At 55.8% G+C, this 26,759-nt stretch carries 23 protein-coding genes and 3 tRNA genes; 14 read left to right on the top strand and 12 right to left on the bottom strand.

All coding sequences use genetic code 11. The annotated features are described in order from the left end of the window. Positions 1-3: 3 nt before the first annotated feature. The 7 genes from P8S54_RS08460 to P8S54_RS08490 all read left to right on the top strand — a co-directional run bounded on the left by P8S54_RS08460 (position 4) and on the right by P8S54_RS08490 (position 11,312). Complete coding sequence (locus tag P8S54_RS08460; RefSeq protein ID WP_281444035.1) at positions 4-5,277, top strand: EF-hand domain-containing protein; 5,274 nt, start codon at positions 4-6, stop codon at positions 5,275-5,277. Continuing rightward, a complete protein-coding gene (locus P8S54_RS08465) occupies positions 5,274-6,707 on the top strand; it encodes a hypothetical protein (protein ID WP_281444036.1) in 1,434 nt (477 codons plus the stop codon). Before P8S54_RS08460 ends, P8S54_RS08465 begins: the two co-directional genes overlap by 4 nt. A gap of 1 nt (position 6,708) precedes the next feature. Beyond that, complete coding sequence (locus P8S54_RS08470) at positions 6,709-7,584, top strand: hypothetical protein (RefSeq protein ID WP_281444037.1); 876 nt, start codon at positions 6,709-6,711, stop codon at positions 7,582-7,584. Then, on the top strand, positions 7,585-9,132 hold the full coding sequence (locus P8S54_RS08475; RefSeq protein WP_281444038.1) for a hypothetical protein: 1,548 nt from the start codon (positions 7,585-7,587) through the stop codon (positions 9,130-9,132). A gap of 11 nt (positions 9,133-9,143) precedes the next feature. After that, positions 9,144-9,668: a hypothetical protein gene (locus tag P8S54_RS08480; protein WP_281444039.1), complete on the top strand. Its 525-nt coding sequence runs from the start codon at positions 9,144-9,146 to the stop codon at positions 9,666-9,668. A gap of 404 nt (positions 9,669-10,072) precedes the next feature. Further along, positions 10,073-10,864 carry a DNA adenine methylase gene (locus P8S54_RS08485; protein WP_281444040.1) on the top strand — a complete coding sequence of 264 codons (792 nt, stop codon included), beginning with the start codon at positions 10,073-10,075 and terminating at the stop codon, positions 10,862-10,864. A 19-nt stretch (positions 10,865-10,883) separates the two neighbouring features. Then, positions 10,884-11,312 (top strand): hypothetical protein, encoded by a 429-nt coding sequence (locus tag P8S54_RS08490; RefSeq protein WP_281444041.1) that lies wholly within the window; start codon positions 10,884-10,886, stop codon positions 11,310-11,312. A gap of 212 nt (positions 11,313-11,524) precedes the next feature. Here P8S54_RS08490 and P8S54_RS08495 read toward each other — a convergent pair. From P8S54_RS08495 to P8S54_RS08525, 7 genes are all read right to left on the bottom strand, one after another. Then, a tRNA-Thr gene (locus P8S54_RS08495) sits at positions 11,525-11,600 on the bottom strand. Between the two features lie 72 nt (positions 11,601-11,672). Beyond that, positions 11,673-11,747 (bottom strand) — tRNA-Gln (locus P8S54_RS08500). 5 nt (positions 11,748-11,752) lie between these two features. After that, positions 11,753-11,828, bottom strand: a tRNA-Phe gene (locus tag P8S54_RS08505). A gap of 178 nt (positions 11,829-12,006) precedes the next feature. Then, positions 12,007-12,282 carry an oxidative damage protection protein gene (locus P8S54_RS08510; protein WP_009101306.1) on the bottom strand — a complete coding sequence of 92 codons (276 nt, stop codon included), beginning with the start codon at positions 12,280-12,282 and terminating at the stop codon, positions 12,007-12,009. 65 nt (positions 12,283-12,347) lie between these two features. Then, positions 12,348-13,445 (bottom strand): A/G-specific adenine glycosylase, encoded by a 1,098-nt coding sequence (gene mutY, locus P8S54_RS08515; RefSeq protein WP_281444042.1) that lies wholly within the window; start codon positions 13,443-13,445, stop codon positions 12,348-12,350. A 92-nt stretch (positions 13,446-13,537) separates the two neighbouring features. Beyond that, the gene (locus P8S54_RS08520) at positions 13,538-15,871 is read right to left on the bottom strand and encodes an AsmA family protein (RefSeq protein ID WP_281444043.1); all 2,334 of its coding nucleotides are present in this window, start codon (positions 15,869-15,871) and stop codon (positions 13,538-13,540) included. Continuing rightward, a complete protein-coding gene (locus tag P8S54_RS08525; RefSeq protein WP_281444044.1) occupies positions 15,872-16,354 on the bottom strand; it encodes an acetyl-CoA sensor PanZ family protein in 483 nt (160 codons plus the stop codon). Positions 16,355-16,559: 205 nt separating this feature from the next. On the opposite strand from P8S54_RS08525, the gene hisB reads away from it, so the two are divergent. The 5 genes from hisB (at position 16,560) to P8S54_RS08550 (ending at position 19,906) form a co-directional block, all read left to right on the top strand. After that, positions 16,560-17,153: an imidazoleglycerol-phosphate dehydratase HisB gene (hisB, locus tag P8S54_RS08530; protein ID WP_009101297.1), complete on the top strand. Its 594-nt coding sequence runs from the start codon at positions 16,560-16,562 to the stop codon at positions 17,151-17,153. A gap of 67 nt (positions 17,154-17,220) precedes the next feature. After that, the gene (hisH, locus tag P8S54_RS08535) at positions 17,221-17,862 is read left to right on the top strand and encodes an imidazole glycerol phosphate synthase subunit HisH (protein ID WP_281444045.1); all 642 of its coding nucleotides are present in this window, start codon (positions 17,221-17,223) and stop codon (positions 17,860-17,862) included. 11 nt (positions 17,863-17,873) lie between these two features. Next, on the top strand, positions 17,874-18,620 hold the full coding sequence (gene hisA, locus P8S54_RS08540; protein WP_281444046.1) for a 1-(5-phosphoribosyl)-5-[(5-phosphoribosylamino)methylideneamino]imidazole-4-carboxamide isomerase: 747 nt from the start codon (positions 17,874-17,876) through the stop codon (positions 18,618-18,620). After that, positions 18,617-19,390: an imidazole glycerol phosphate synthase subunit HisF gene (gene hisF / locus P8S54_RS08545; RefSeq protein WP_009101289.1), complete on the top strand. Its 774-nt coding sequence runs from the start codon at positions 18,617-18,619 to the stop codon at positions 19,388-19,390. Before hisA ends, hisF begins: the two co-directional genes overlap by 4 nt. A gap of 9 nt (positions 19,391-19,399) precedes the next feature. After that, complete coding sequence (locus P8S54_RS08550; RefSeq protein WP_009101287.1) at positions 19,400-19,906, top strand: hypothetical protein; 507 nt, start codon at positions 19,400-19,402, stop codon at positions 19,904-19,906. A gap of 8 nt (positions 19,907-19,914) precedes the next feature. On the opposite strand, the gene P8S54_RS08555 is transcribed toward P8S54_RS08550, so the two are convergent. Beyond that, positions 19,915-20,517: a YjaG family protein gene (locus P8S54_RS08555; protein WP_009101285.1), complete on the bottom strand. Its 603-nt coding sequence runs from the start codon at positions 20,515-20,517 to the stop codon at positions 19,915-19,917. Between the two features lie 111 nt (positions 20,518-20,628). Between P8S54_RS08555 and P8S54_RS08560 the strand changes: the two genes are divergently transcribed. Beyond that, a complete protein-coding gene (locus P8S54_RS08560) occupies positions 20,629-21,321 on the top strand; it encodes a type 1 glutamine amidotransferase (RefSeq protein ID WP_281444047.1) in 693 nt (230 codons plus the stop codon). A gap of 38 nt (positions 21,322-21,359) precedes the next feature. On the opposite strand, the gene mnmH is transcribed toward P8S54_RS08560, so the two are convergent. From mnmH to P8S54_RS08580, 4 genes are all read right to left on the bottom strand, one after another. Further along, positions 21,360-22,454, bottom strand: a complete 1,095-nt coding sequence (mnmH, locus tag P8S54_RS08565; protein ID WP_281444048.1) for a tRNA 2-selenouridine(34) synthase MnmH — start codon at positions 22,452-22,454, stop codon at positions 21,360-21,362. Beyond that, positions 22,451-23,488 carry a selenide, water dikinase SelD gene (selD, locus tag P8S54_RS08570; protein WP_009101278.1) on the bottom strand — a complete coding sequence of 346 codons (1,038 nt, stop codon included), beginning with the start codon at positions 23,486-23,488 and terminating at the stop codon, positions 22,451-22,453. Before selD ends, mnmH begins: the two co-directional genes overlap by 4 nt. 87 nt (positions 23,489-23,575) lie before the next feature. Next, positions 23,576-24,946, bottom strand: coding sequence for a DNA repair protein RadA (gene radA / locus P8S54_RS08575; RefSeq protein WP_281444082.1), 1,371 nt, complete (start codon positions 24,944-24,946; stop codon positions 23,576-23,578). A gap of 81 nt (positions 24,947-25,027) precedes the next feature. Continuing rightward, positions 25,028-25,477: a copper resistance protein NlpE N-terminal domain-containing protein gene (locus P8S54_RS08580; RefSeq protein ID WP_281441390.1), complete on the bottom strand. Its 450-nt coding sequence runs from the start codon at positions 25,475-25,477 to the stop codon at positions 25,028-25,030. Between the two features lie 193 nt (positions 25,478-25,670). On the opposite strand from P8S54_RS08580, the gene hisC reads away from it, so the two are divergent. Next, a complete protein-coding gene (gene hisC / locus P8S54_RS08585; protein WP_082429692.1) occupies positions 25,671-26,732 on the top strand; it encodes a histidinol-phosphate transaminase in 1,062 nt (353 codons plus the stop codon). Positions 26,733-26,759 lie beyond the last annotated feature (27 nt).

Below are 26,759 nucleotides of genomic sequence, written 5' to 3' on the forward strand. Positions count from 1 at the left end.
ACCGTGGCAAACAATCTAACGCTTAGCGTCACCCTAACAGGCGATGGTCGCCAGCTTTCGGGCACCCTCAAAGATGCCCAAGGTGACGTGCAGGCGTTTGGGGTTACCACTGAGCGTGAAGGTCAGCGTTCGGAGCGTTCACTGAAAAACTTTGGCGATACCGCCAGGGCGGAAGGCGGCAAGGCTTCACAAGCGTTGCGTTCCACCGGCAACGAAGTGACGACGGTATCAAATCACTTAAACAATATGCAGCGCATGGCTGCCGCTGCGCTGACGACCCTGGTGGGTTTTGTGGGTATCCGGGGCATTAGCAACGAATGGGCAGAAATTCGTCGTGAATCTGAACTGTTGGAACGTAACCTGTTCCGTCAGCAACAGTTAATCGAGACGACTGGCCGCGCTGCGGAACGTTCAGCGCAGCAGATGCTAGAACAATCACGGGCATTGGCGCTCACGACCTTGCAAAGCACCGAAGGTGTCATGCAAGCACAGCAAACGCTGATGACGTTCCGCAACATTCGCGGCGAAGTGTTTGACCAAGCCATTGAAGGTGCCCTTGATCTAGCGGCGGCGATGGGCACTGACCTGAACAGCACCATTTTGCAGGTCGCAAAAGCGCTGGAAGATCCTATTACCGGCATGACAGCCCTCACCCGATCGGGCACCGTGTTCACCGCCGCGCAACGCGAGATGGTGCGGGAAATGGTGGAAACCAACCGCACTGCGGAAGCCCAGGGATTCATTCTCAGTGAGCTAGCCGCGCAGTATGGCGGTGTTGCGCAAGCAGAAGCCCAAGGTCTGGCGGGTGCACAAGATACGCTTGGCCAGGCTATGCAGGAAGCGCGCCTGGAAATTGGAGAGTACCTGCGTGTGGGTGAGCGCCTTTCTGACTTCTACAACAACACCGCTACTACCATTTTCCGGTTCAATGATGCACTCGCGTCCGGCGACTTAGATGGCCATATCCGCCTGATGACAACAACAGCAACCGTAGTGGGTGCCGCTGCTGGGGCTTATGCAGCGTATCGTGCCATTCTTGTCTCCGCTACCGTCGCGCAATGGGCGTTTAATGCGGCTGTGCGTGCCAATCCTTTGGGCATTGCTATCACGCTGTTGGGCGCTGCAGCGGGCGCTATGTATGCCTATCGCGAAGAAGTCACCCTTGCCGGTAAAGAGTCGTATCAAACCTCCATTGATGTAGATGGGCTCACCAGTTCTTTTCACCTGCTCACTGAAGCCCAGCAGGAAAACAAGCGCGCCTCACTAACCGCCGATCTAATCGACATGCGCGTCGAAGCTGGGCGTTTGGGCAGCGAGTTGGCGGAGGTTGCGCGCAAGGTGCGTAACTCTGGCCAGCTCACCCCGGAAGGCGGTGCGCTGCCCATTGCTACACCTGAAGATATTAAGCAAGGCCGTGAAATTCGTGAGGAGCTGGCCAAACTTCTAAATAATATTGAAGGCGGTACAAAGCTACTTCACCAATATGACGAGGCGATGGAGGGATTAGGCCAAACCACCCGCGACACCAACACGCGCACACGAGCGCTTGCCGAAACGAATGCCGCCGCCACCAAGGCGGCGGACGAAGTCACCAAAGCCACCGCCGCCCAAGCCGCAGCCATTGAGACGTTACGCAACCGCCTTCGCCCTGGTCGCGCCGAAGTAGTTCAACTGGCGCAGGATCAAAACACGCTGAACCTCGCATTCGCGATGGGCCGCATCACGGCCAGCGAATACCTCTACATGATCGGCGCGCTGCAAACCGCCTACATCGACGCCCAAAACGACGCCGACGACCTGGCCACCAGCACCACCAACGCGCTGTACACCATGGATGGCGCGATGGAAGAACTGCGCACCAACGGCCTGCGCCGCTTGGATAACGGCTTTGCCGACCTGTGGCTGGGCGCGGTAGACGGCAGCCGCAACGCCACCGATACCATCAAGCGCATGTGGGATCAAACCCTCGCCGAGCTGCTGCACATGACCATCACTCGGCCTATCACCGTGCAGTTGGCGGCCAGCATGGGGTTTGGGGGACAGGCTGCCGGTGGCGCGTCTAGCGGCGGCTTTGGCATCAGCCCCGGCAGCGTGGGCAATATGTGGCAAGCCCTTCAGGGCGGCTTTAACGGCATCCAGTGGGGCGGTGCTGGCGGCGCTCAGGCCTACGGCAGTGGTGGCTGGGCTAATGCGGCCACGCAAGGCACCGGGGCTACCGGCTACTTTGGCGGCTCCATGCAGAACTTCAGCGGCATGCAGGGCTTAGCAGGTTTGGGAGCTGGTTTCGCGGGGAATTACCTAGGTGGCCAACTATTTGGCCAGGGCAGCCAATCCAATACGCTGGGCGCAGTGGGCGGCGTTGCAGGTACTTACCTTGGCGGGCCGATCGGCGCGTTGCTTGGGTCTGGCTTAGGCTCTGCGCTCGGTGGGCTTTTCGGTGGCCGCCGCTGGAACGAAACTGGCAGCGGTGTGAACCTTGGCGTGTCTGACGGCGATATCTCCGGCAATCAGTTTAGCGAGCAGCACAGCAAAGGCGGCTTGTTTCGCAGCTCCCGCCGCCGTACCCAAACCAGTTCGCTTGATGGCGAGTTTTCAGGCGCTTTACAAGAAGTCTACGACGCTACCGAGGCGAGCCTGGCGGCTACTATCGAAGTGCTGGGTTTCCAATCATCCGCGCTCACGGGCTTCACCACCGGCCTAACGCGGATCGATACCCAAGGCCTGAGTACTGAAGACGCTGAGGCGAAGATCCAGGAGTGGCTATCGAACACGCTTAACGCGCTGGCCATCCACTCTGTCGGCGACGTCAGCCAGTACGCCATCGGCGGTGAGACCACTATCGAAACCGTCGAGCGCCTAGCCGTCGCCCTTGGCTCACTCAACCCGATCTTAGAGCAGCTACATGGCTCTACCCTGGCAGCCTCAATGGCCGGTGGCAGTGCCGCCAGCCATCTCGCAGAACTTGCCGGTGGCATCGACGCCTTTAGCGCCCGCGCCGACTTCTACTATCAAAACGTACTCACCGAAACCGAGCGGCAAGAGCGTGCCATGGCGGCAGCGGCTCAAGCGATCGGCGCATTCACGGCCCGCACCGGCCAGGTGATCAATAGCACCGATGCCCTGCGGGATCTTGTCGACGGTATCGACCTCACCACCGCCAGCGGTCGTGAACTCTACAACGAAGCCATGAACCTGGCGCCCGCGCTTGTCGAGATCGAGCGTGGCCTAGAACGTGTTGGCCAACGCTTTGATGAGATGCTGCGCGATGCGGAAAGTGCACTGGCAGATGCCGAAGCCCAAGCCCGCCGCGCTTGGCAGGCGTTCGATAGCCAACAGTTTGATATGCAGCTAGAGCTGCTCGCATTAATGGGCGATTCGGAGGGCGCGCTAGCCCTTGAGCGTGAACGCGAGCTAGCAACGATTGATGAATCTCTACGCCCCATGCGTGAGCGTATATGGGCCATGCAGGATGAAGTGACGGTTCAGCAAAACGTGACGCAGGCGGCACGCAACTACCAGCGTGAGCTATCCCGCGTGCGTGACCAGCTCAGCCAACAGTTCGCCAATATTGGCAACTGGTTGGATCAGCAGCAGGCTGCCAGCGGTTCACCTGAAACCAACTTGGCCACCGCACAAGAGCAGCTCGCCCGCCAGCTAGTGCTAGCTGAAAACGGCGACCGCAACGCCCTGCAGAACATCACCCAGTACGCCCAGCAGGTACTTGACGCTAACCGTGAGTACAACGCATCAAGCCCTGCTGGCCAGCGCATTGAGCAAGACGTTTATGACGCTATCCGAGCGCTGCCTGAGTCGATTAGTGCTGAGGAGTTCTTGGCTGGAGAGATCCGCGACGCCCTTCAATCAGTCGTTATCTCGGCAATGCCGACAGACGAACGCCTGGCGTTTGAGTTGAGCCGCGAGCTAACCCGCCTGGATACTAACCAGCTCACTGTCTCACAAGTGCGCAGCGCCCTTTCCCTCATCGCCAGTGACGCGGAAATCAGCCGCCTAATCCGCCAAGTCGATGCGAATGGCGATGGCATCATTACCAAGCAAGAGCTTGCCAACATGCGTCTGACCGGTTTGGCGGGCGGTATCGGTAGCACGTTAAAGCCGATGTTCGACAGCTTAGACAGCAACCTTGATGGCCTCATCGACTGGAATGAGTTCTATGGCGCGTTCAATGGCCTCGCCAGTGACCAAGAGCTGAAGCGGATCTTCCAGCAGCTAGATAAGGATGGCTCCGGCACCATATCGCGCTTAGAGGCGCTCAACCGCACCAGCCAGGGCACCGAACTAAATACTGACAGCCTGGAAAAGCAGGCGCGCGACCAGCTTAGCGAGCTGAATGGATTGGTGAGTGAGATGGCGCGCTCGACGGATCAGTTTGTGGGCCTTAACTCCACTATGGTCAGCCTGCGCGACTCTATTAATGCCCTTGGAGTGGCGCAAGCCGATATCGTGCGCATCGAAAAAGAGCGTGCAGCGGCTGAAAAGGCTGAGCGTGACCGCGTTGAGCTAAGCCGAAAAATAAGCGCCGCTGAAGCGACGGTTGCAGGGCACCTTGCGGAAGTCGATTACCGCATGGGGCGCCGCGCATCATTTATGGAGTCAACCCGTGATCATGCAGGAAAGGTTTCCAAAGACGTCGAAGACCGTGTTTTAAATTACATCCACGAAAACACCTCCCGCGCAGATATGACTGCTGCAGAGCGTGAGCAAATGCACAGCTGGATGCTGCGCGTCTTCGGTGATGGCTCCCCCGAATACCTGTATGCGCTTTCGAGAATGGGTAGCTTCCGCAACGAATCACTGGCAAGAGATGCGCAGCGTCAGGCTGATCAATCTGCGCTGCTATTGGAACAGCTACGTGGCCAGCTAACAGTCAACGGCTCCCACGCGACCGGGCTTTGGAACGTGCCATTTGATGGCTACGTAGCGGAGCTTCACAAAGATGAGATGGTCGTTCCGGCAACTACGGCTGGCCGTCTCCGCGACCTATCCGACCGCAGCCCATCCATGGGCGCTATGTCACTGCCAAGCTTTCCGCTACTAGGTAATAACGACGTACTCGAAACCCTTCGCGATCTTAAACGCGAAGTCTCTGAGCTACGCCGCGATAACGCCCAGCTACAACGTGAAAGCAACAAACACTTGGCAGCAGCAAATAACCAACGCGGCGCAGCGGCCAAGGGCCAGATCGGTGCTATCGAGCGCGGCAACAAGATGCTGAAAAAGCTGGAAGACGACAAACGGCTGGAGGCGGCAAAACGATGACCTGGACGCTCACACTGCAAGCCCGCGATGAAGAGAACCAGCCGCAAACGCTGCGCTTCAGCCTTGGGCGCTACATGGATGAGGCAGATAATTTTTATGATCCGCGCATCCAGCAGCCTGGGCTATATGAAGCTGGCCTCTATGCTGGACAGCTACTCCAGCAAAGCCGCAGCGGCTACGGCGAGACAACGCTGATCAATGTAGATGGTGGCCTGGACTACCTCGCCGACTACGCCGTCGATGGCCGTGAAATGGTGCTGGCTCTCGACGGCGTGCCGCAAGTAGTAGGCACCGTCGCACGCCTGGCGTTTTCAGATGACGAAGTCTCGGTGGTGCTGCGCGACCCGCTGGAACCGCTGCGATCGCCCCACCCCATGCAGACATACGCGGGTGATAACGTACTGCCCGATGGGCTTGAAGGCACTAAGGACGATATCGCCGGTGAGCACAAGCCGCTTGTGTTCGGTGAAGTGCGTAACGCCCAGCCAGTGCAGGTCAACACTGCCAAGCTCATCTACCAGGTATCGTCACTGGCTGACTGCACAATTCAAGCGGTTTACGACAGAGGTGTCGCACTCGACAACGGCGGTGCTTACACAAGCCTGGCGCAGCTGCAAAGCACCGCACCGGTCAAAGGCACCTTCCGTGCGTACCAGGGCTATGTGCGCCTAGGCGATAACGCCACGGGCACGCTCACCGTCGATGCCGAACAAGCCGACCCTCGCGCCGGGGCCATTGCACAAGCGCTGGCGGCAGCACGCGGCTACACCCTGCATGCAGACGACGTGGCCACGCTGAATACCTACGGCGCGGTGCGCGTCTATCTCACCACCCAAACCAACACGCTTGAGCTGCTCGATCGCATTGCTGAGAGCATCGCCGGCTTTCTAACCGTGCAGCCTGGTCAACAGCTGCGTCTCGGCATTTGGGAAGCGCCAGAGCCGACGGCTGACGCTATTCACGACTACGCCATTGCAACGATCAGCCGTAGCGCTACTGGGGCAGGCGAAGGCGGCTTACCGGTGTGGCGTGTGACGCTTGAATGTGACCGCATTGAAACCGTTCAGCCGGATCTGCAAAGCAACGTCTCCGAAGCCCGCAGGGCGCGTCTTGCCCGCCAAACTCGCCGCGTAGTCGCTACTGATGACACCGTGCGTGACCGACACCCATTGGCCGGTGAAATCACCATTAACAGCGTGCTGGCCAGCTACAGCCAAAGCGAGGCAGTGGCCGCCCGCGTGCTGGCCCTCCTGGGTGTACGCCGCGATACCGTCACCGTGGAAGCCATTGAGACGCTACTGCCCACTGTTGGTGGCAACCTCACGCTCATCACCCCGCGCCTGGGCTATACGGAAGGCCGTGCGATGCGCGTCACCGGCTACCGGCTCAACGCCCAAACCGACGAACTCTCACTGAACCTTTGGGGCTAACATGGCACTTGATCCGAATAAAATAGCGCTGTGCTGGCCTAACTACATCGATGACGCCGTAGTCAGCGGCGGTAGCTGGGTGAGCACATTACCGTTAGCGCACGTGCAAGACGATCGTACGTCTGTCGTCGCTAAAACCACCTCATTAGACCCAGAGGCAACTCAGTTTTCAATCACGCTACCCAAGCGTGAGCGGCTACAAGTGTTGGCAATTTATGCCCATAACCTGAGCGCCACCGCGACGATACGAGTGCGCGTCTACCGCGACGCAGGCCACACCGATCTGATTGCAGATACAGGCTGGCAAAACGTCTGGCCCGTGCTGTATGGGTTAGATGACGTGATCTGGGGAAACGACAATTTCTGGAACCGTCGTCTCTCAGAGGATGACCGAACCAAGTACACGCCCCTAGTACCGGTGCTATTTGAGGAGCGCCTGCTGGGCACCAGCCTGCATGTCGAGCTGCTCGATACCTCGAACCCAGACGGAGCCATCATGCTAGGCCGCGTGATGCCCGCCGACGTCTGGCAGCCCATCAAGAACCTCGACTGGAACGTCAGCCACGGCTACGACAGCGGTACCCAAATTACCCGCGCTGGCGACCCAAAACGCACCGGCTACGCCCGCCGCGTTACGCCCAAGCGCACCGTTAATTTTCAGCTATCGAACCTGACTGAAGACGAGGCATTTCTGCGCATCCACCGCTTGCAACGCACGCAAGACATCGTCGGCGAGATCCTCTACCTATGGTCACCGAGACCATCACCTACCAACTTTGCGCGAGCAATGATTGCCCAGCAAACCGAACTCAACGGCATCACGCACCCATACCACGCGAACTATGAGCACGCGATGTCACTACTGGAGATCCTATAAATGGCGAGCGTAACATTCCCGGTCGCACTCGGCGGCGATGGCAAGACCTACACCGATGACGCCCATCCAGACACTGGCCTGGACGGCCTAGGTTATACAACGCGCTTTATCCCCTGTCTGCGCCAAACCGTAGCCATGGCAGGCTACACCGCTCAATACGCTGTAAAAATCGACGCGGCGGCGGCTAATGCGGACAGAGCTGAGGACGCTAGCACAACTGCGCAGGGTCATGCATTAACAGCAGCTGGGTACGCTGAACAAATTCAAGCGAAATTTGCACCTGTGATTCAGCCCGGCTTGGAATTAGATTTTTATAAAAACCAGTATTGGTCGCTAAGCGATGAGGGATTGCAGCAGCAAACCTTTTCAACCTTGGTGCCTGACTTTTCGCGTTTAAGCGAGACTGAACGAGACGGACCGTTTTGCCGCCGAGAGGTGGTGCCTGCTGATGTGCCCCACTTTAGCTATGACCCACTGACAGGTGTACGCCGGGGCCTGTTAATTGAGCCACCATCTACAAATTTACTGACCCACTCTGAAGACTTTGCCGCGAGTCCATGGCAGAAAATCGGCCTAACGGTCGATACAGTGGGCGTTAGCCATAAACTGGTCGAAACAGTCACATCTTCACAGTCACGTTTACGCAGAGACATTAGCGTTACATCAGTCTCAAGGGGTGTGAGCTATTCTGTGGATGTGCTGCCGGATGAAAACCGCCGCGCGATTGCCGTTCTCGTCCGCGCGATCACTGGTGATGACGCACTACCCGGTGCCCTAGTGCAATTTGACCTTGTCAACGACACTGCAAGTCTTAATGCGCTCGATAATGGAGATGCGAGAGCAACGATCAAGCGGCGGCGAGATGGCTATGTACGCTGCACCGTAAGCGTCATTCTACGAAATTACACCGGTGTGGTGGGCACTAATATTTATTTTGGGCCGACCGGTGGCAACGGAAACGCCACATATATCGGTGATGGCGTGTCGGGAGTTCGCGTGCGTCGCGCGAGTTTTGAACCCTTTGCTGACCCAACTTCTACCATCCTCACAGGGGGGGCTCAGGTATCCAGAACAGAGGATCTGTTCAGCTTAGACGTTGGAAGCCTTGCAAACAGCGAGAGCGGGACGCTCTACTTGTCATTTCAACCGCTGGCCATTTTAACAGGCCGGTCAGGCTTTGATCAGACGATAATCGCGCTGAATAACGGCACCCAAAACGAACAAGTAGATTTGCGTTTTGTAACAGAATTAATAGCTTTTCGAGTTCGCTCGGGGGGGGTAAATCGAGTTTCGGTCGGCAAAAGCGGCGTTGATCTTTCCGTACCCGTTCGAGTAGCGCTCGGTTGGTCGCAAAATGCCGCCTACCTGTGCATCAACGGCGAGATCTATTGGTACGACCCTTCGCTGCAGGGTGCGCGACCGGCAAGCTTAACCCAGCTAGAGCTAGCCCAGAGAACAGGCCCGCCAGTTAGCCAAATGCTGTTTCGTCGCATTTCAATTTACCCGGTCATGCTCCCAGTGAGCGATGCCGTCGCTTTAACCGTATAGGGGACGAAGAAGTGCTAGACGTTATAGGTACACTTTATTACCAGGAAGCCGTGTTCGATGATGATGGCAGTGTCGTATCGCCCGCTGTTCCACTCGCTGGCTTTCACATTAACAGTGCTCAAGAGTTAAGTAATGTGGATGAATATAGGATTACCCCCGACGTGCCTCAGCGAGTGTTTAAGGGCGGCCTTACCTATTATTACCGCTTTGACAGTCAACAACAGGCTAAATCATTGCTGCACTATGATGAGTCGACAGGCCTCTACTCCCCCAAGGTGGTGCATGTTCAACCTGTACCCGATGCTGTTACTAGCAGGCAGGGCATGGAGCAGCTAATACGCAGCGGGCTGGACGAACAAGTCGATGACGCCATCAACGGCATCACCGACCCCGTAGAGCGAAAACTAGCGCGTAACTGGCTAGACAAGGCCAGCATCTGGGAGCGCAACAACCCACAGCTGCTAGCCATCGGCAATGCGCTAGGGCTATCAAAACAAGACGTAGACAGCCTCTTTATTCAAGCGGGCGGGCTATAACGCTTACCTGTGAGCGTGAATCCCCCTGAGCGGGGCCATATCTCTATGCCACTGTACGCTACATATTAAAACCCGGACATCCCCCTGAACGGGGCCATACATAGATAATGTAGCAGAAGAGGAGTGGCCACCTAAGGTGCGGTAACACCCAAGGTAGCCACCAACAAGCAACACACCTGCAAGTCGGCCAAGACTCCCCTGCCTAGCTAGGCGTTAGAGAGTCTAAGCCAAACGTTAGATTCGTTATAGGCTTGACATGGTGTTAATTGAAATCCGTTGTAAGCAGTGCAACCGCAAGCTGGCCAACATCAGCGACTACCAGTTCATAGAAATAAAGTGCCCGCGCTGCAGGCACATACACCAACAGAGAGCCACGAGCTCCAAACCACCCAAGGAGACGCCTCGTGGCTACCCCAATCATTCCCTGGATGGGCGGCAAGCGCCGCCTCGCTGATCGTATCTTTCCCCTGATGCCACCGCACCAGTGCTACGTAGAGCCCTTCGCAGGAGGGGCCGCGCTGTTCTTCCTGCGCCCCTCGCCCGCAGACGTCGAGGTACTTAACGATGTGAACGGAGACCTAGTAAACCTCTACCGTGTTGTGCAGAACCATCTAGAAGAGTTCGTAAGGCAGTTTAAGTGGGCGCTCTCAAGTCGCCAGGTCTTTGAGTGGTTGAAAATGACACGGCCTGAAACGCTCACTGACATACAGCGTGCAGCTCGCTTCTATTACCTACAGCAGAACGCTTTCGGTGCCCGCATCGAAGGCCAAACGTTTGGCACTGCCACCACCACACCACCAGGCTTGAACCTGCTGCGCCTAGAGGAGACGCTCTCAGCAGCCCACCTGCGTTTATCAAGTACCTTTATAGAGCACCTAAGCTGGCAGGCCTGCATTGAACGCTATGACCGACCGCACACCCTCTTCTATATGGACCCACCCTACTGGCAGACAGAAGGATATGGGGTACCCTTTGGCATAGAACAGTACGAGGAAATGGCCAGCATGTTGGCCAAGCTTAAAGGCAAGGCCATCATCAGCCTCAACGACCACCCAGACATCCGCCGGATCTTCGCGGGCTACCACATCGAAACCACCGACATACGCTACACCGTCGGCGGCGGCAAAGGCTCAGACGCCAAAGAGGTGCTGATCTTCAGCTGGGATGTAGATGCCGAACCGGCGGGATTGTTTTGAAATAATCAGGAGAGTAAGTATGGAGATCGGAGCAACAGTAGCGGCTATCAAAGGGGCACTTGATCTAGCACGGACAGCCAAAGACGTGAATGATCAGGCACAACTAAGTGCCGCGATGAGTGACATTATGGGTAAGCTAACTTCTGCTCAGTCCGATCTCCTCGACCTACTCACAGAGCACCACCGGCTCATAGACGAAAACAGGGAGCTTAAGGGCAAGCTAAGTAAAGAAGAACGCTTTGAGCATTATCGTCTGAAAGAGACAGAACTAGGCGGGTTCGTCCTGGAGCTTAAAGATGAGCACGTCACTGAGGACAATCCCAAGCACAACATCTGCCCAGCGTGTAGAGAGGAAGGCAAAAAGTCAGTTATGACGAAGGGGAGTGTCTATTACACCTGCTCTACATGCGATTACAAAGCCGAGCATGCAAAGCGTAACTGGTTATAAATATTGTCATGCCAAATATGCCGCGAAATAGAATGCTACAGCCGCCAGGCGCTAGTGCCAAGTATCGTGCAAGGCTATGCCAAATGCGGCGCGCGTTTACAGGGATACAGAGTACACGAACAGTAGAAGCGTATTTCGCACGCACGAAAAAGCCGCCCTATTAAGGCGGCTTGATCATGTTCTCTAACGCTTTGCTTTATAACCACTTTTAGTGGTGCCGACACCAGGAGTCGAACCCGGGACCTACTGATTACAAGTCAGTTGCTCTACCAACTGAGCTATGTCGGCGCTTCACGTTTTCTTGAGAATTTGACTGGTTTACGTTTAAGCTAGTCAGTCAACAAGAAATCTTGTTGGCAATGGCTGGGGTACCAGGATTCGAACCTGGGAATGCCGATACCAAAAACCGGTGCCTTACCACTTGGCGATACCCCAACGTTTGGTGGCCAGAGACGGAATCGAACCGCCGACACGGGGATTTTCAATCCCCTGCTCTACCAACTGAGCTATCTGGCCGCTGCCAACGGTGCGTATTAAACTAAAAACGCCGCTTTTCGTCAACACCTTTGTGAAACTTTCTTTCTAGTCACACGGTTAGGGCAGTCTTGTTTCTGGTGATAAAAGAATAAAAGCCACGCCATTCGTGGCTTTTAGAGCTTTTTGTTAGCAGCGAAGTCGCGTAGTAATTATTGCATCAGGCTTGCGTGGGTGGCACGTAGCCTTCTGCTTGGTCGGTTGTTTCGTTATCCAGGTAGCGCTGCATTTGGTCCATCAGGTAGGCGCGCGCTTCGGGTTCCAGCATATTTAAGTGCTTTTCATTGATTAGGCGCGTCTGTAGCGCCTGCCACTCTTCCCACGCTTGTTTGGAAACCGTGGCCTGGATCTCTTGGCCCTGCTTACCTGGTAGCGGTGGAAATGGGAGAGCGGGCAGCTCTTTTTGGTACTTGCGGCAGAAAACCATCTGGCTCATGAGGTGCTCCTACTTATGGTGTTAAGGAAATAATGGCCGTATACAACGCGTAAAGGCACGTAGCGTTAGCGCGATGGCCCCGGCGTTGGGTCTAGGGCAAACGGCACCCGCTGGCTTAGCAGCGCTTTTACCGGTGCGGCTAAACCTAGCGAAGGTGGGTGATTGACGTCATACCATACGCCGTCTTCACGAATACCGCCTAGCCTATCGCAACTGACCGGCTGTGGCGTAATAACGAGACGGAAATGACTAAACGTATGGGTGAAGCTCGGCAGCGCTGCATGGCGCTCAGGGGCTACCACATGGTCTTCTAACCAGTCGTTCAGCGCAGCGTGTGTCTCAAATTGAGGTAGGCTCCATAAGCCGCCCCACAGGCCGCTAGGCGGCCGTTGTGCTAGCCACACCCGCCCTTCTCTGTCGCTCAGCATTAACATGATGGTTTCACGCTGAGGCAGGGCTTTTTTAGGCTTGGATTCAGGAAATCGCTGCGGCTCGCCTTGGGCATAGGCACGGCATACATCGTTAAACGGGCAAAGCGGGCAGTCCGGCTTACTACGCTTACACAGCGTTGCGCCGAAATCCATCATTGCTTGAGTAAAGTCAGCTAGGCGTGTCTTGGGCGTGTAGTACTCGGCAAGGGCCCAAAGTTCGCGCTCAACCGCAGGCTTACCTGGCCATCCGGCAATAGCGTGCAGGCGAGTGAGCGAGCGTTTGACGTTGCCATCTAAAATCGCCGCCCGTTGGCCAGTACTTTGGGCAATGATGGCGCCAGCGGTAGAGCGGCCAATGCCAGGCAACGCCATCAGCGCCTCAACGCTTTCAGTGGGTAGCGCGCCACTGTGCTCGTGTAGCGCGATTTGGGCTGCTTTATGCAGGTTGCGGGCACGGGCGTAATAGCCAAGCCCCGTCCACAGGTGCAGTACCTCATCTTGGGGCGCCTTCGCTAGCGCCTCTAAGGTAGGAAAGCGCGCCATAAACCGTTCAAAGTAGGGTATCACCGTGGCAACTTGGGTTTGTTGCAGCATAATTTCTGATACCCACACCCGGTAGGCACTGCGCGGCGTCTGCCACGGTAAGTCATGACGGCCATGCTGATCGAACCAGTTGAGCAAGCGGCGTTGGAACGCTTCCGCCGCTATGCACGGCGTCGGAGTATCTGCCATACGAATTCCTTGGGACGATAACTACGAAAAAAAGCGCCGGCATGTTAGGGCCGGCGCAGCATCTATTGCATCTTCAGACGGTGCCTGAAGGTTTAGTTGAACAGGCGGCGAATACCTTCTCGCAGTTCCTGGCCAGCGCCTTCTCCTAGGCGCTCATCAATACGGTCTAGAGAGTCGCCTAACCGCCCTTCTAGCTCTTCGGACACTCGGCTACCGGCTTCATCACGCAGCAGGCTCACTACCGAAGCTTGGAAGGCGTCACGGTCAAAGCGGCACCATTGGGCTTTGTCATCCCCTATGTGGCCTTCACATAGCATGGGAAGGGGCAGCTCTGCTAAACGCGGGTTCACTTGGCAGGCGGCGTCGGCAGTGTCGACCAAACGCGCATTCGCTCGGGTAACGAAATCCATGCTCGTAAGGTTGAACTCACCTTCACCCTGGACATTGATACCTGGCAACGTGATCAGCAGATCATCGCTAGCCACTACGCCATTGCGCACGTTCAGAGTGGCATCAAAGCGCTCAAAGCGTGTATCGGTATGCCAGTCACGTAGCGTGCCTTCTCCTTCTAACTGGGCCACAAGTTCACACATTTCCCGGGAGATATTGGTTTCTAAAATTGCGCCATCATTTAGCCTAGCGGTTAGCTCGCCATTAAGGTTACTGGTAAGCACTTCGCGGGTATTGCCTTGGGTGGTGAGCGCACCTTCCAAGTTGAAGCGCCCACGCAGCGGCGAATCGCCCTCACTAAAGGTTTCAATGAGTGGCGCAACCTGCACGTTGACAATACGGGGGGAGAACTGCCATTGGAGCCTGCTCTCACTGGCATCAAGCCCCCCAGTGGCATTGAGTTCGCCGCCATAAAAGCGCGACTCGAATGCGGATAGCTGATGAACGCCATCGGCACCACGTAGCTGAAGGCTGGGCTCATCAAACGTTAGCCCAGCCAATTGGAGTTGGCTAAGGCGCAGGTCGCCCTCCAGGTCCAGCGTACTCAGCCACTCCTGGGGCAGCAGTGCGCCCTCTGTTTGGGCAAAGGCTTTACGCAGCAAACCACGGCTGGCTTGCTGAGCCGTCACCCGCCCTGGCAAATAGTGATCCAGGTTGAGTTGGTCGCCTTCTAAATTGAAGTTTAGCTGCGTGCCGTCAAGCGCTGCGGATGCGGCGCCGGTGAAGGTACTGCTGTCCACTACTAAGGAGAGGCGAGGCAGGGAAACTTGCTGCATATTGCCTTCAACCGGGCTGGTCATCGCCACATCACTAAGCGCTGCTTCATTAGTGGTATTAAGCGTAATACCGGCCCGTGAGAGCCAGGGCCTCAGAGTGAAGGGCGCGGCGGTCAGCTGCCCCCGATACTGCGGCGCCTCCAGCCACTGCTCAACATTCAAGTGACCACTCACCCGCAGGCCATCTGGCCCAGTAAGCTGAGCATCTTTTAACTGAGCCGTTTGTGCGCCCCAGTTGCTCTCCAAGCCAAAGGCAAGGGAAAGCGCAAGGCTGCCCTGCCAGTTTTCCGGGTGGCGCAGCCCGGCCTCTAACACACCTTCATTGATGGTAAGTTGCTGTTCGCCCATGCGGGCAACCATTTCCGACGCTTTTAAACTTAGCTGCTGTGGGTCGCTCTCATTAGCGCGCCGAGTGCGTGTGGTTAGCTGGGTATTTTCAAAGGTTAAACGCTCTTCATCTAACCCCAACCGCAGGCGAGTTTCCAGGCTCACCTCACTGGTTAGCTCGGGCGTACGCTCTAACGCTTCCGCATCCAAACGATTGTGTTTGGTGAGCGTAAACATCGCTTTTAATGGAAACGAGCGCACAGGATTGACGTTGCTACCGGAAATATTAAGGGGTTGCACCCGCCACAGTGCTTGGCTTTGCTCGTCACGGAAGCGAATATCGGCGCCTTTTACTTCTACGTTTGCAATATTAAGTACCACGGAAAGGTTGCCCGCATCAGCATGAGGGCCAGCACTTGCTGGCGCCAGCACGGTTTCAGCAGCGTCGTTATCTTGTTCAGCTAAGCGGTCAAGCAGCGGCTGCCAGTTACCCTCACCCTCTGCATTACGCTCAAGGTTGAGCCGCATACCGTCGAGGGTTAACCCATCAACGGCGATCTCACCTCTTAGTAGTGGCGCAAAGGCAACGCTCACCTCTGCGCGTTCAATGGCAGCAAAGGAAGCATCATCGGGCGACTGCTCTGGCAGCCATGCGCGAGCGCGCTCAACGCTAACGCCAATACGAGGGTAAAATGACCAACTAATCGGGCCTTCAAGTGACAGGTTAAGCCCAGTTTGCTCTTCCACAACAGCGGTTAAACGGGGCTTGAAGTCCTCTGGGTCTAAAAAAGTGGTGACATACACCACAGCCGCCACTGCGGCGATGGCGAGAATACCAATCGCCGCCAGCAAAATACGTAATAGCTGTCTCATTTACCCTTTTCCTTGTGGGTCTAGCTCAACAAAGTCGCTGGTGGCCGGGGCGCCTGGCTCGGGGGGCTGCTCGCTGGCCACTGGCCGGTACCCCATTTTAGAGAGCAGAACACGGTCAGCAAGCGGAAGCGTTGTGGTGGCGATACGCAAAACCCGCCCCTCTTGTTTTGCTTGCTCGCCTAATAAGGCCATTAGCCGTGTGCCTACCCCTCGGCGCCGGGTAGTTTTTCGTACACACAGCTCCGAAAGCCACCACGCACGGTCAGCGGCTTCTTGTACGGCTACTGCGCCTAACAAGCGGTCGTTGAAATGTGCGCAGGCAAAAAAACGTGGCTCTTTTAAATACTGCTCTATGAAAGGCATGACCGTTGGGGCAGGCATACGTTCTTGAGGGGCATCTTCGTAAATGCGCACCAAGTCGATCCGCACCTGTTCTTCAGCTTCCCAACGGGCCTGGTCGACATACTGCAGTGTCACCGGCATGGTGAAATCCTCTTTGCCAACGCAGCAAGGCTGCTATTTTACCGCCACAAAAGGCGGCTACATTTCGCGCATTGTAGCGGATGGGGCCGCCGATTCTCTATAATGGTCGCTTTGGCCGAAGGTTATGCCTTGATTATACGGCGGTGAAGTCGCCTACTAGCCACCGACACCCCCTCAGAGTGCGCCCCAGCGCAGGAGATGCAACATGTCAGCGCGTATTGCCACGGTAAGCCGTGACACCAACGAAACGCAGATTACGGTCAGCGTCAACCTTGATGGCGAAGGCCGCCTCCGCTGTGAAACCGGCGTCCCGTTTCTTGACCACATGCTTGATCAAGTGGCGCGACATGGGATGGTGGATCTCGATATTCAGGCCAACGGAGACCTGCATATTGATGACCACCACACGGTTGAAGACCTGGGCATTACCCTAGGCCAAGCGTTTCACCAAGCAATCGGCGATAAACGCGGCATTTACCGCTACGGTCACGCCTATGTACCGCTTGATGAAGCACTCTCTCGGGTAGTGATTGATTTTTCTGGCCGTCCAGGGCTTTTCATGAATGTCGACTTTACCCGGGATACCATTGGCCGGATGGATACTCAACTCTTTTGGGAGTTTTTCCAGGGCTTTGTGAACCATGCGCGTGTCACGCTGCATATCGACAATGTAAAAGGCTTTAATGCTCACCACCAGGCTGAAACTATTTTTAAAGCCTTTGGCCGTGCGCTGCGCATGGCGGTGGCAGAAGACCCACGCATGGCGGGCCAAATGCCGTCTACCAAAGGAAGCTTATAATGCTGAGCACGCTTTCTAACGGTTTGGTTGCTAGTGGCTGCTTGCCCGCAACAATAAGGAGCGCTTCATGACCATTGCGGTAATCGATTATGGAATGGGCAACCTGCACTCTGTGGCAAAGGCGCTTGAACACGTCACCCATGAAAATGTGATTATCACCCGCGACCCACGGCGCATTCTGGGCGCCACGCGCCTAGTGCTACCCGGCCAGGGCGCCATTCGCGACTGTGTCGGCGAGCTTGAGCGCACCGAACTGCGTGGTTTAGTGGACGATATTCTTAGCCGCCAAGCTAAACCCTTGCTGGGCATCTGCGTTGGTCAACAGATGTTGATGGAGCGCAGCGAAGAGAATGGTGGCGTAGACTGCCTAGGCTTTTTTCAAGGTAGCGTTGACCGCTTTCCAGCCAATATGCGCGACGAGCATGACCAGCGCTTAAAAGTCCCTCACATGGGTTGGAACCTCGTTGCCCAGCATCATGACCACCCGCTATGGGCAGGCATTGACGATTACGAGCACTTCTACTTTGTGCATAGTTACTTCGTAAATGCAGCTGACGACGCTCAGGTGTTCGGCACCACCCAGTATGGCAACGTTAACGCCCACGTGGCGATTGGCCGAGACGCCACCTTTGCTGTGCAGTTCCATCCAGAAAAAAGCTCCCGTGCAGGCCTTCGCCTGCTAGAAAATTTTGTCACCTGGACGCCCTGAGAGGTTTCACTATGTTGATAATTCCCGCGATTGATCTCAAAGACGGCCAGTGTGTGCGTTTAAAACAGGGCCGCATGGAAGACTCAACGTCCTACGGCGATGACCCAGTAGCAATGGCTGCCCGCTGGGTCGAATCGGGCGCTCGACGCCTGCACTTGGTAGACCTCAACGGTGCTTTTGAAGGCAAGCCGGTCAACGGTGATGCGGTCACCGCCATTGCCCGCGCTTACCCTAACCTACCCATTCAGATTGGCGGCGGTATTCGCACCGCTGAAACCATTGAGCACTACCTCAGCGCGGGTGTCTCTTACGTCATTATTGGCACAAAAGCTGTTAAAGAGCCGGAATTCGTTAGTGAAATGTGCCGCGCTTTCCCCGGCCACATTATTGTTGGTCTAGATGCTAAAGATGGCTATGTGGCCACCGACGGCTGGGCAGAAGTCTCATCTATTAAGGCAACCGAGCTTGCCAAGCGGTTTGCTAACGACGGCGTTTCCAGCATTGTTTATACCGACATCGCCCGGGATGGCATGATGCAGGGCGTGAACGTTGAAGCCACCGCCGCGCTTGCCCGCGAAGGCGGCCTGCCGGTGATTGCCTCAGGCGGCGTAACCAACCTGGATGACATTCACGCGCTTTGCGACGTAGCGGATAGCGGCATTCTAGGCGCCATTACCGGCCGCGCCATTTATGAAGGCAGCCTAGATGTAGCAGAAGCCCAGCGCTTGAGCGATCAACTGACGGGAGGCCACAAATGAGCTTATCCAAGCGCATTATTCCCTGCCTGGATGTAGATGCTGGGCGCGTGGTGAAAGGCGTTAACTTTATAGGTATTCGCGATGCCGGCGACCCCGTTGAAATCGCTCAGCGCTATAACCTGCAAGGCGCCGACGAAATTACGTTTTTAGACATTACCGCCAGCCACGAAGACCGCGCGACAACGGTTGAAATGGTCGAACGCATCGCTGGCGAAGTGTTTATTCCCCTCACTGTTGGTGGCGGTATTCGTACTTGCGATGATATTCGCACCATGCTGAACGCGGGCGCCGATAAGGTCTCAATCAATACCGCCGCAGTGACCAACCCAGAGTTTGTTCGGGAAGCCGCTGAGCGCTTTGGAAGTCAGTGCATTGTGGTCGCCATTGACGCTAAAAAGGTCTCCAAAGACGGCGAACCAGACCGTTGGGAAATTTTTACCCATGGTGGACGGCGACCTACTGGGCTGGATGCCGTTGAGTGGGCCAAAAAAATGGTCGACTTTGGCGCAGGCGAACTGTTGCTCACCAGCATGGACCGCGATGGCACGAAAATTGGCTTTGACCTGGGGGTTACCCATGCAATTTCCGAAGCGGTGAGCGTACCGGTGATTGCCTCTGGCGGCGTGGGCAACTTGGATCACCTTGTCGATGGTGTACTCAAAGGCGGTGCCGATGCGGTGCTGGCGGCGAGCATTTTCCACTTTGGTGAATACACAATTCCCGAAGCAAAGCGCTATATGGCGGAACGCGGCATTGAAATGCGGCTCTAGGAGTTTGTCATGCCCCGCGCTTATCCATGGATAGGTGGGTTGGCAGGAATTTGGCTGAGTGCGACTGCCTCAGCCTTCTCTATGCCCGACTGGCCCCCCGCACTGGAACTTGATCATATGCTGGTACAAACCAGCCTATTAACGCGCCACTTCGATCCAGATCCAGAACACACGAATCAACAAAACTTAGTGAGTATTGAGTTGCACAACCCTGACCGTTGGTTAGCCGGGGCTGCGTGGTTTAAAAACTCCTTCGACCAGCCAACGTGGTACTTCTACGGTGGCCGTGAATTCCCGCTGGGCCAGTTAACCGAGAACATTCAGCTAAGAGCCAAACTAACGGGTGGCTTGCTGCGCGGTTATAAAGGTGAGTATCGCGACAAAATCCCTTTTAACCGTTATGAAATTGCCCCAGCTGCACTGCCTAGCATTGGCATACAGTGGGGGCATTTTGAATCGGACCTTATCGTTTTTGGCACTGCAGGCATGATGGTAGTGGCAGGCTGGCGCTTTTAATCAACCGGCTACTCGTCCTCTTCGTTGAGTGACAACCCTAAGTTGCTAATACCGCCGTTGCGACCCAACTGACGAATCTCTTTGAGCGAGGCTTTGGTGATCGGCTCACTTACGGCCTCAAGCACTGCATCCTGGTAGTCATTTTCATCTGCCATGAGTGGGTGGTCGCGAATAATCAGCGCAAGCGCCTGGGCATCCTCTTCGCCTTCGGTCAGCTCAATAAAAGCACGCACCCCAGCCCGAGAAGTACGGCTAACATCCAGCACGGCTTCGGCGGATTCGCCCTGCAGCGTATCAAGCAATGCAGAAAGCGAGACCACGGCATCTAACGCCCGGCGGGCACCAAAGCTGTCGTCTTCTTCCGGCGGCTCGCATTCGGCTAGTTTTTCTGCCTGGCGAGCAAAGTCGATGCTAGCGTTGGGTACACTTAGGCGTTCCCATACTAAACTGAGCACTGTACGCAGCGTGTGGCCGTCGCCATGGCCCGTGGTTTGCTCATACAGCGCATAATTGGGCAGCAGCCGCTCACAAAGTGCGGCCATAAAGGCTTGCTGAGCGGGCAACGGCAAGAGTTGCAGCCGCTGATAAAATCCTAAAGGTTTAGCCACCATGCTGATTTCCTGATTCACGATATTGGTGAAATGAACGCTATACGTTATCGTCGTATAGTCGCGACGGGAAGCCCCACCGCGTTTGATGTGCCGGCCGGCGAGGAGATTATCATGCATATTCATCTGCTACAGCACGGCCCTGACCATGGCCCCGCTCGTCTTACCGATTGGCTTGAGAGCATGGGTCATAGTTACACCGTTTTTCATCTTTATGCGGGCGAACTTACACCACGCCTTGGTGAATGCGATGCCCTTATTGTACTCGATGGCCCAGAGCAGTTGTTAAGTGAGCCACCCCGTTGGCTTAAAGCCGAAAATAAACTGATCAACCGCTATTTGGATGGCCAAAAACCCTTGCTGGGTATCGGATTGGGAGCACTGTGGACGGCGGAGGCTCTCGGCGCGGTGGTAGCGCCCGGCACCTACCCTGAAACTGGCTGGCATCAGATCACCCTGGCCCCAGAGAGCACCATCGACTTGCCTGAGCAGTTCGAAGCGTTTTTATGGCACCGCTATGTATTTAGCCTGCCGGATGAAGCGCTGCCGCTAGGGGGGAGTGCAGCGGCACCGCTGCAAGGGTTTTCGTGGGATGCAGGGCGCGTGGTGGGCCTTCTGTGCCACTTAGAAGTTACGCGCGCTAGCGTAGCAGCCCTGCTTGAACACGCTCAACGACCCCAACCAAAAAGCGGTGCTACTGGCTACTTTATCCAAACAGACCAACAAATATTCGAAGACCCCACCCGCTTTATCCGTTTAGCACCACTGCTTGATCGCGTGATGACTCAGTGGCTGAAAGCCGCCTAAATAACCCGTCAGAGACAAAGCCCCCGCCGCTAAGCACTCTACTGATCCACGCCCCACTGCTTAGCGGCGTCTAAACAGCTCTCCCAGTCACCCACGTGCAGCTCAACGGGCAAGCTATCGCGCTGCTTTTCAAGATGATAGCGGTAAAGCGGGTCGTAATATTCGGTGAGCAGCGGGGCAAGCCACGCCTCGTGAGCCTGCACATCGCCTTTTGCATGAGCACTGAAGGCCATACGCTGTAGCCGCTGCAACCGCTGTAAACGGGCGTTGCCTAACCGCTTAGCTAAACGCTCAAGGGCGTTGGCTAATTGGTTCTGCATTCGTTGCCACCCTTCTTGTTGCCCATAATGGGCGGTATAACCCTGCTCAAGGGCTTCAATATAGTCTCGCCGCAACTGATCCAGTCGCCAGTCCAACGGCATTTCAATACGGATACGCGGTGCCTTCTGCAGTGCTTGCCAAAACGTTAGTGGAATATTAGCGTTGCCAATTTGGCGCGACTCATCTTCTGCCACCAGCTTATCTGGCAACCCGATTAAACGCTTGGCTAAGGCGTGCTCAAAATCGATTTGGGTGGCGGGCTCTTCCGGCTGACGCCCAAACGCGGAGCCTTTGTGCTTGGCAAATCCTTCTAAATCAATGCCATTAGGCAGTTGGTTGATCAGCTGTGTTTTGGCGCAGCCGGTGAGCCCCGCGACCACTAAAATAGGCTGCTCAGCGGCGGCGTCTATGCGCTGACAGAGCTTGTGGCGCAGCGCTTTCCAGCCACCGTCTATACGCGGCCTTTGAACACCTGCTTCCGCTAGCCATTGCTGTGCAATTTGCGAACGTAACCCGCCCCGAAAGCAATAAATAACGGCGTCTGGGTAGCGGTCAAGGTAGGCCTGCCAAGCGGCAATACGCGCTTGCTTTGCCTCCCCGCCGACCAAGCATTCTCCTAGCGCAATCGCAGCAGCCTGGCCCTGCTGTTTATAAGTAAGGCCCACTTGGTGACGCTCTTCATCGACCATTAGCGGTAAATTAACCGCACCGGGCAGGCTGCCCTGGGAAAACTCTACCGGGGCGCGTACATCAATTAACGGCTGGCCTGCCCCGATAAGATCTAACGATGCTGGGATGGTAGGGAGGGTCATCCAATAACCTCTATTTGCGCGTCTCCCTGGGGTGCTTTCATCACGCCAAAGGGCACTAGGGTTATTCCATGATCACGCCCGATACGTTCAACATCGTCCTCCCAGGCCGGATCAACGCTAATCAGCAGGCCGCCCGAGGTTTGTGGGTCGCATAGCCACTGCCAGTGGGGGTCGTCCATCGCAGGCAGCGCCTTCCCAAGGGCGTCACGGTTACGTTGCGTACCTCCGGGCACCGCCCCCTGGCGACGATAGGCTTCAGCTTCGGCTAGACGTGGAAGGCGGCGAAAGTCAATTTGAGCCATCACCCCGCTGGCACTGCACATTTCTGCCAAGTGCCCTGCTAAGCCAAAGCCGGTCACATCGGTCATCGCATTGACCCCCTTCACCTTGGCTAGATCAATACCAATATTGTTAGGCTTGAGCATTGTTTCACGGGCAAGGCCGTGATGCCCCGCTTCCAATAAGCCACGTTTTTCAGCGGTGGTTAATAACCCAACCCCTAGGGATTTAGTTAAGAACAGCATATCGCCGGGCTTAGCCTGGCTATTGAGTTTTAAGTTAGCGAGGTCTACCAACCCATTGACCGCTAGGCCAAACATTGGCTCTGGGGCATCTATCGAGTGGCCCCCTGCCAGAGCAACACCCAGCTCACGGCAGACTGCCTGGGCACCGGCTATTACATCGCCGGCAATTTCAGGGCTGAGCTTATCCAACGGCCAGCCCAAAATACCCAGCGCCATGACCGGTGTGCCGCCCATGGCATACACATCGCTAATCGCATTGGTGGCGGCTATCCGACCAAAATCGAAGGGGTCATCGACAATGGGCATAAAAAAGTCGGTCGTTGCAATCATGCCCCGGCCATCGCCCAGGTCATACACTGCGGCATCTTCACGCCCCTGGTTCCCCACAATTAGCCGCTTATTGCCAGCCCCTGGCCCCGCTTTGGCAAGTATGCTGTCCAGTATGTCAGGGGCAATTTTGCAGCCGCAGCCCGCTCCGTGGCTATATTGGGTTAACCGAATCGTGCTCATGATGCCTCTCCTTATTCTTTAACTTAATCCTTACATTAGCTTCGTAGACGTTACTCAACAAAGCCATCACATTCAGCATAGCTTACGCTAGAGCGCATCTAGGGCATCGCTCAATTTATCGACAGGGATAACCTCCATCCCCTTGGGAGCCTGTTTTGGCGCATTGGCCCGGGGCACAATCGCGCGTAAAAACCCGTGCTTTGCCGCCTCGGAAATACGCTCTTGGCCGCTTGGCACAGGGCGGATCTCTCCTGACAAACCCACTTCGCCAAATACCACCAGCTCTTTGGGCAGGGCGCGGTTTTGTAGGCTAGAGACCACTGCGAGCAGCACTGCAAGGTCAGCACTGGTTTCAAGTACCTTCACCCCACCCACGACATTGAGAAAGACATCCTGGTCGCCCGTAAATAGTCCGCCATGGCGATTAAGCACCGCCAGTAGCATTGCTAGGCGATTTTGATCTACCCCTACCGCCACGCGGCGAGGATTACCCAGTGCAGACTCGTCTACCAATGCCTGTACCTCAACCAAAATAGGCCGTGTGCCTTCCCAAACCACCATCACCAGGCTACCTGGCGCTTGCTGCTCCGGGCGAGAAAGAAAGATCGCGCTGGGGTTTTTCACCTCTTTTAAGCCTTGCTCCAGCATCGCAAAGACGCCTAGCTCATTCACCGCACCAAAGCGGTTTTTTTGCCCCCGCAGAGTACGAAAGCGTGAGTCGGCACCGCCTTCAAGCAGTAGCGAAGCATCAATCATATGCTCAAGCACTTTCGGCCCCGCGAGAGTGCCGTCTTTGGTCACATGGCCTACCAGCAGCAAGACGGTATTGGTTTGCTTGGCAAAGCGCGTCAAGGCAGCCGCAGACTCACGCACCTGAGCCACCCCCCCCGGTGCCGAGCTGATATCTTCAAGGTGCATCGTTTGGATAGAGTCGATCACTAAAATCTCAGGCTTTTCGCGATCCGCCACGGCCAAAATAGTTTCGACGCTGGTTTCAGCCAGCATTTGCAGCCCACTAGTGGGTAACTGCAGACGGTGTGCTCGCATGGCAACTTGAGAAAGCGACTCTTCACCAGTGACATATAAAATACGCCGCTGCTGAGCCAGCTTACAGGCCGTCTGAAGCAGCAGCGTGGACTTACCTGCCCCAGGATTGCCCCCCAGCAGTACTGCAGAGCCAGGCACCAAACCACCGCCCAAGACACGATCAAACTCGGCAAAGGTTGAGGACAAGCGTGGCACTTCGCTTAGATCTACATTGCTCAGATCTACGACGTCCCGGGATAAGTCGCCGGCGTAACCACTCCTGCCGGTGGCAGCACCGCTGCCAGGCCGCGCACTGGCCAAACGAATCTCGCTAAGCGTATTCCACTCCTGGCAGCTGCTGCATTGGCCCTGCCACTTTCGATACTCAGCACCGCATTCGGTACATACAAAGGCACTTTTCGCTTTTGCCACCGCCATTTTGCTCCTGTCGAATTCACTGCGGGCAGAAAAACAAAAGGCGGCCAGTGGCCGCCTTTACACGTTACATCCGCACTACTGACGCTGTAATTGCAGCATCTCGCCGTTTTCAAAACGACGACGCTCAGGGTCAATTAGCTCAAGCGTGCGCTCATCAATACGCATGAAGTAATAGATCTGACCATCGCCATCTGGCGTCAGCTCATATACCGTGGCATCTGGATCAGAAGGTGTACCCCTCAGCACTTCCCAGTTGCCCGCATAGTTTTCATCCGGGGGTGTTTGGGGATGGTTACGGTAAGTTGCGTCTAACGTGAACGTCCTTTCTTCCGGAGCGCTCGCCTCTTCGCCCGTCAAGTGTACATCTAGGTCGATGCCGTCACAGTTACGACACGGCAGTGTGCCCTGGTAGTTAACCTGTGATCCGCTGATACCTGCCTCTTCGCGCTGTTCCGTTGGGCCAGCTGCGCAGCCCGCCAGCAGTGCCAACATAGCCGAACCGGCTAGCAAACTCCTGAATTGCATTGGGTGTCTCCTTATCGTGTTGGACATACATTTTTTTCGCGCGCTTATGACAGCATAACCGCTACAAGGTGCAACGCCCACCCCTAGTCAAGATGGATGAGAGGTTGTGGCCCTCCGATATTGGAATGCTTGCGCTCTGACAGCCATCGGGCGACCATGGTGCCATTACTATTAGGATAATCAGGTTACCCTTATGAGCCAATACTGGAGTCCCGCCGTTAGGGAATTAACCCCTTACGTGCCGGGTGAACAACCCCGTGAACGTGTCATCAAGCTGAATACCAATGAAAACCCGTATCCGCCTGCCCCTGGGGTGAGCGAAGCGCTGCGTGAGTACGCCACTGATCACCTGCGTCTTTATCCAGACCCCACCTCAAGAGCGCTACGTGAAGCCCTTGCCACCACCTATGGCGTAAGCGTAGAGGAAACATTCGTAGGCAATGGCTCTGATGAAGTACTGGCTTTTGCCTTCCAGGCTTTTTTCTGCCACGACGCGCCGTTAGACGTACCGTCAATCACCTACAGCTTCTATCCTGTTTACGCCAATTTATACGGTATCACGCTGCGCAAGCACCCGCTGAACGCTAAGTGGGAAGTTGACACCGATGCCCTTGCCAACGCCTCCGAGCGCAGCGGCGTTATTTTTGCTAATCCCAACGCACCCACCGGACACGCCCACTCCCTTGAGACTATCGAAGCACTGCTCAAGCGAGTGAGAGATCGCGTGGTGTTAGTGGACGAGGCGTACGTGGACTTTGGCGCAGAGAGTGCGGTGGCCTTAATTAACCGCTATCCAAATTTACTTGTTACTGGAACATTCTCAAAGTCCCGTAGCCTAGCAGGCTTACGGCTAGGCTACGCCATTGGTTCGCCTGAGCTGATTGAGGGCCTACAGCGAGTGAAAGACTCGTTTAACTCTTACCCAGTAGATAGCTTGGCGAGTTTAGTGGGAATTGAGGCGCTTAAAGACACACAGCATTTTAACGCCTGCCGAGATAATGTGATTGCCACACGCGAACGCACCCGCCAACGGCTTGAGCACCTCGGCTTTGAGGTGCTACCTTCAAAAGCCAACTTCTTGCTAGCTCAGCATGACAAATTTGAGGGCGCACAGCTGTTTGCAGGCCTTCGCGAACGGGGAGTACTGGTACGTCACTTCAACACTGACATACTCAACAACTTCCTGCGCATCACCATCGGTACCGATGATGAAATGGATAGCTTAATAGAGGCACTGGAAGCGATCTGCCGCTAATCTAAGCACTCCCTGTTAGAACCTTTT

Source organism: Halomonas sp. M1 (genome assembly GCF_029581375.1).
Lineage (GTDB): Bacteria > Pseudomonadota > Gammaproteobacteria > Pseudomonadales > Halomonadaceae > Vreelandella.

What these genes read in the sequence shown, in the direction of transcription:
- P8S54_RS08580 (WP_281441390.1), bottom strand. Translation starts at nt 25,477, where the DNA reads ATGCAATTCAGGAGTTTGCTAGCCGGTTCGGCTATGTTGGCACTGCTG.
- P8S54_RS08550 (WP_009101287.1), top strand. Translation starts at nt 19,400, where the DNA reads ATGCCCCGCGCTTATCCATGGATAGGTGGGTTGGCAGGAATTTGGCTG.
- P8S54_RS08520 (WP_281444043.1), bottom strand. Translation starts at nt 15,871, where the DNA reads ATGAGACAGCTATTACGTATTTTGCTGGCGGCGATTGGTATTCTCGCC.
- P8S54_RS08510 (WP_009101306.1), bottom strand. Translation starts at nt 12,282, where the DNA reads ATGAGCCAGATGGTTTTCTGCCGCAAGTACCAAAAAGAGCTGCCCGCT.
- hisA (WP_281444046.1), top strand. Translation starts at nt 17,874, where the DNA reads ATGTTGATAATTCCCGCGATTGATCTCAAAGACGGCCAGTGTGTGCGT.
- P8S54_RS08525 (WP_281444044.1), bottom strand. Translation starts at nt 16,354, where the DNA reads ATGCCGGTGACACTGCAGTATGTCGACCAGGCCCGTTGGGAAGCTGAA.
- hisB (WP_009101297.1), top strand. Translation starts at nt 16,560, where the DNA reads ATGTCAGCGCGTATTGCCACGGTAAGCCGTGACACCAACGAAACGCAG.
- P8S54_RS08470 (WP_281444037.1), top strand. Translation starts at nt 6,709, where the DNA reads ATGGCACTTGATCCGAATAAAATAGCGCTGTGCTGGCCTAACTACATC.
- P8S54_RS08555 (WP_009101285.1), bottom strand. Translation starts at nt 20,517, where the DNA reads ATGGTGGCTAAACCTTTAGGATTTTATCAGCGGCTGCAACTCTTGCCG.
- hisC (WP_082429692.1), top strand. Translation starts at nt 25,671, where the DNA reads ATGAGCCAATACTGGAGTCCCGCCGTTAGGGAATTAACCCCTTACGTG.
- mutY (WP_281444042.1), bottom strand. Translation starts at nt 13,445, where the DNA reads ATGGCAGATACTCCGACGCCGTGCATAGCGGCGGAAGCGTTCCAACGC.
- mnmH (WP_281444048.1), bottom strand. Translation starts at nt 22,454, where the DNA reads ATGACCCTCCCTACCATCCCAGCATCGTTAGATCTTATCGGGGCAGGC.
- hisF (WP_009101289.1), top strand. Translation starts at nt 18,617, where the DNA reads ATGAGCTTATCCAAGCGCATTATTCCCTGCCTGGATGTAGATGCTGGG.
- P8S54_RS08465 (WP_281444036.1), top strand. Translation starts at nt 5,274, where the DNA reads ATGACCTGGACGCTCACACTGCAAGCCCGCGATGAAGAGAACCAGCCG.
- P8S54_RS08560 (WP_281444047.1), top strand. Translation starts at nt 20,629, where the DNA reads ATGCATATTCATCTGCTACAGCACGGCCCTGACCATGGCCCCGCTCGT.
- P8S54_RS08490 (WP_281444041.1), top strand. Translation starts at nt 10,884, where the DNA reads ATGGAGATCGGAGCAACAGTAGCGGCTATCAAAGGGGCACTTGATCTA.
- P8S54_RS08475 (WP_281444038.1), top strand. Translation starts at nt 7,585, where the DNA reads ATGGCGAGCGTAACATTCCCGGTCGCACTCGGCGGCGATGGCAAGACC.
- hisH (WP_281444045.1), top strand. Translation starts at nt 17,221, where the DNA reads ATGACCATTGCGGTAATCGATTATGGAATGGGCAACCTGCACTCTGTG.
- selD (WP_009101278.1), bottom strand. Translation starts at nt 23,488, where the DNA reads ATGAGCACGATTCGGTTAACCCAATATAGCCACGGAGCGGGCTGCGGC.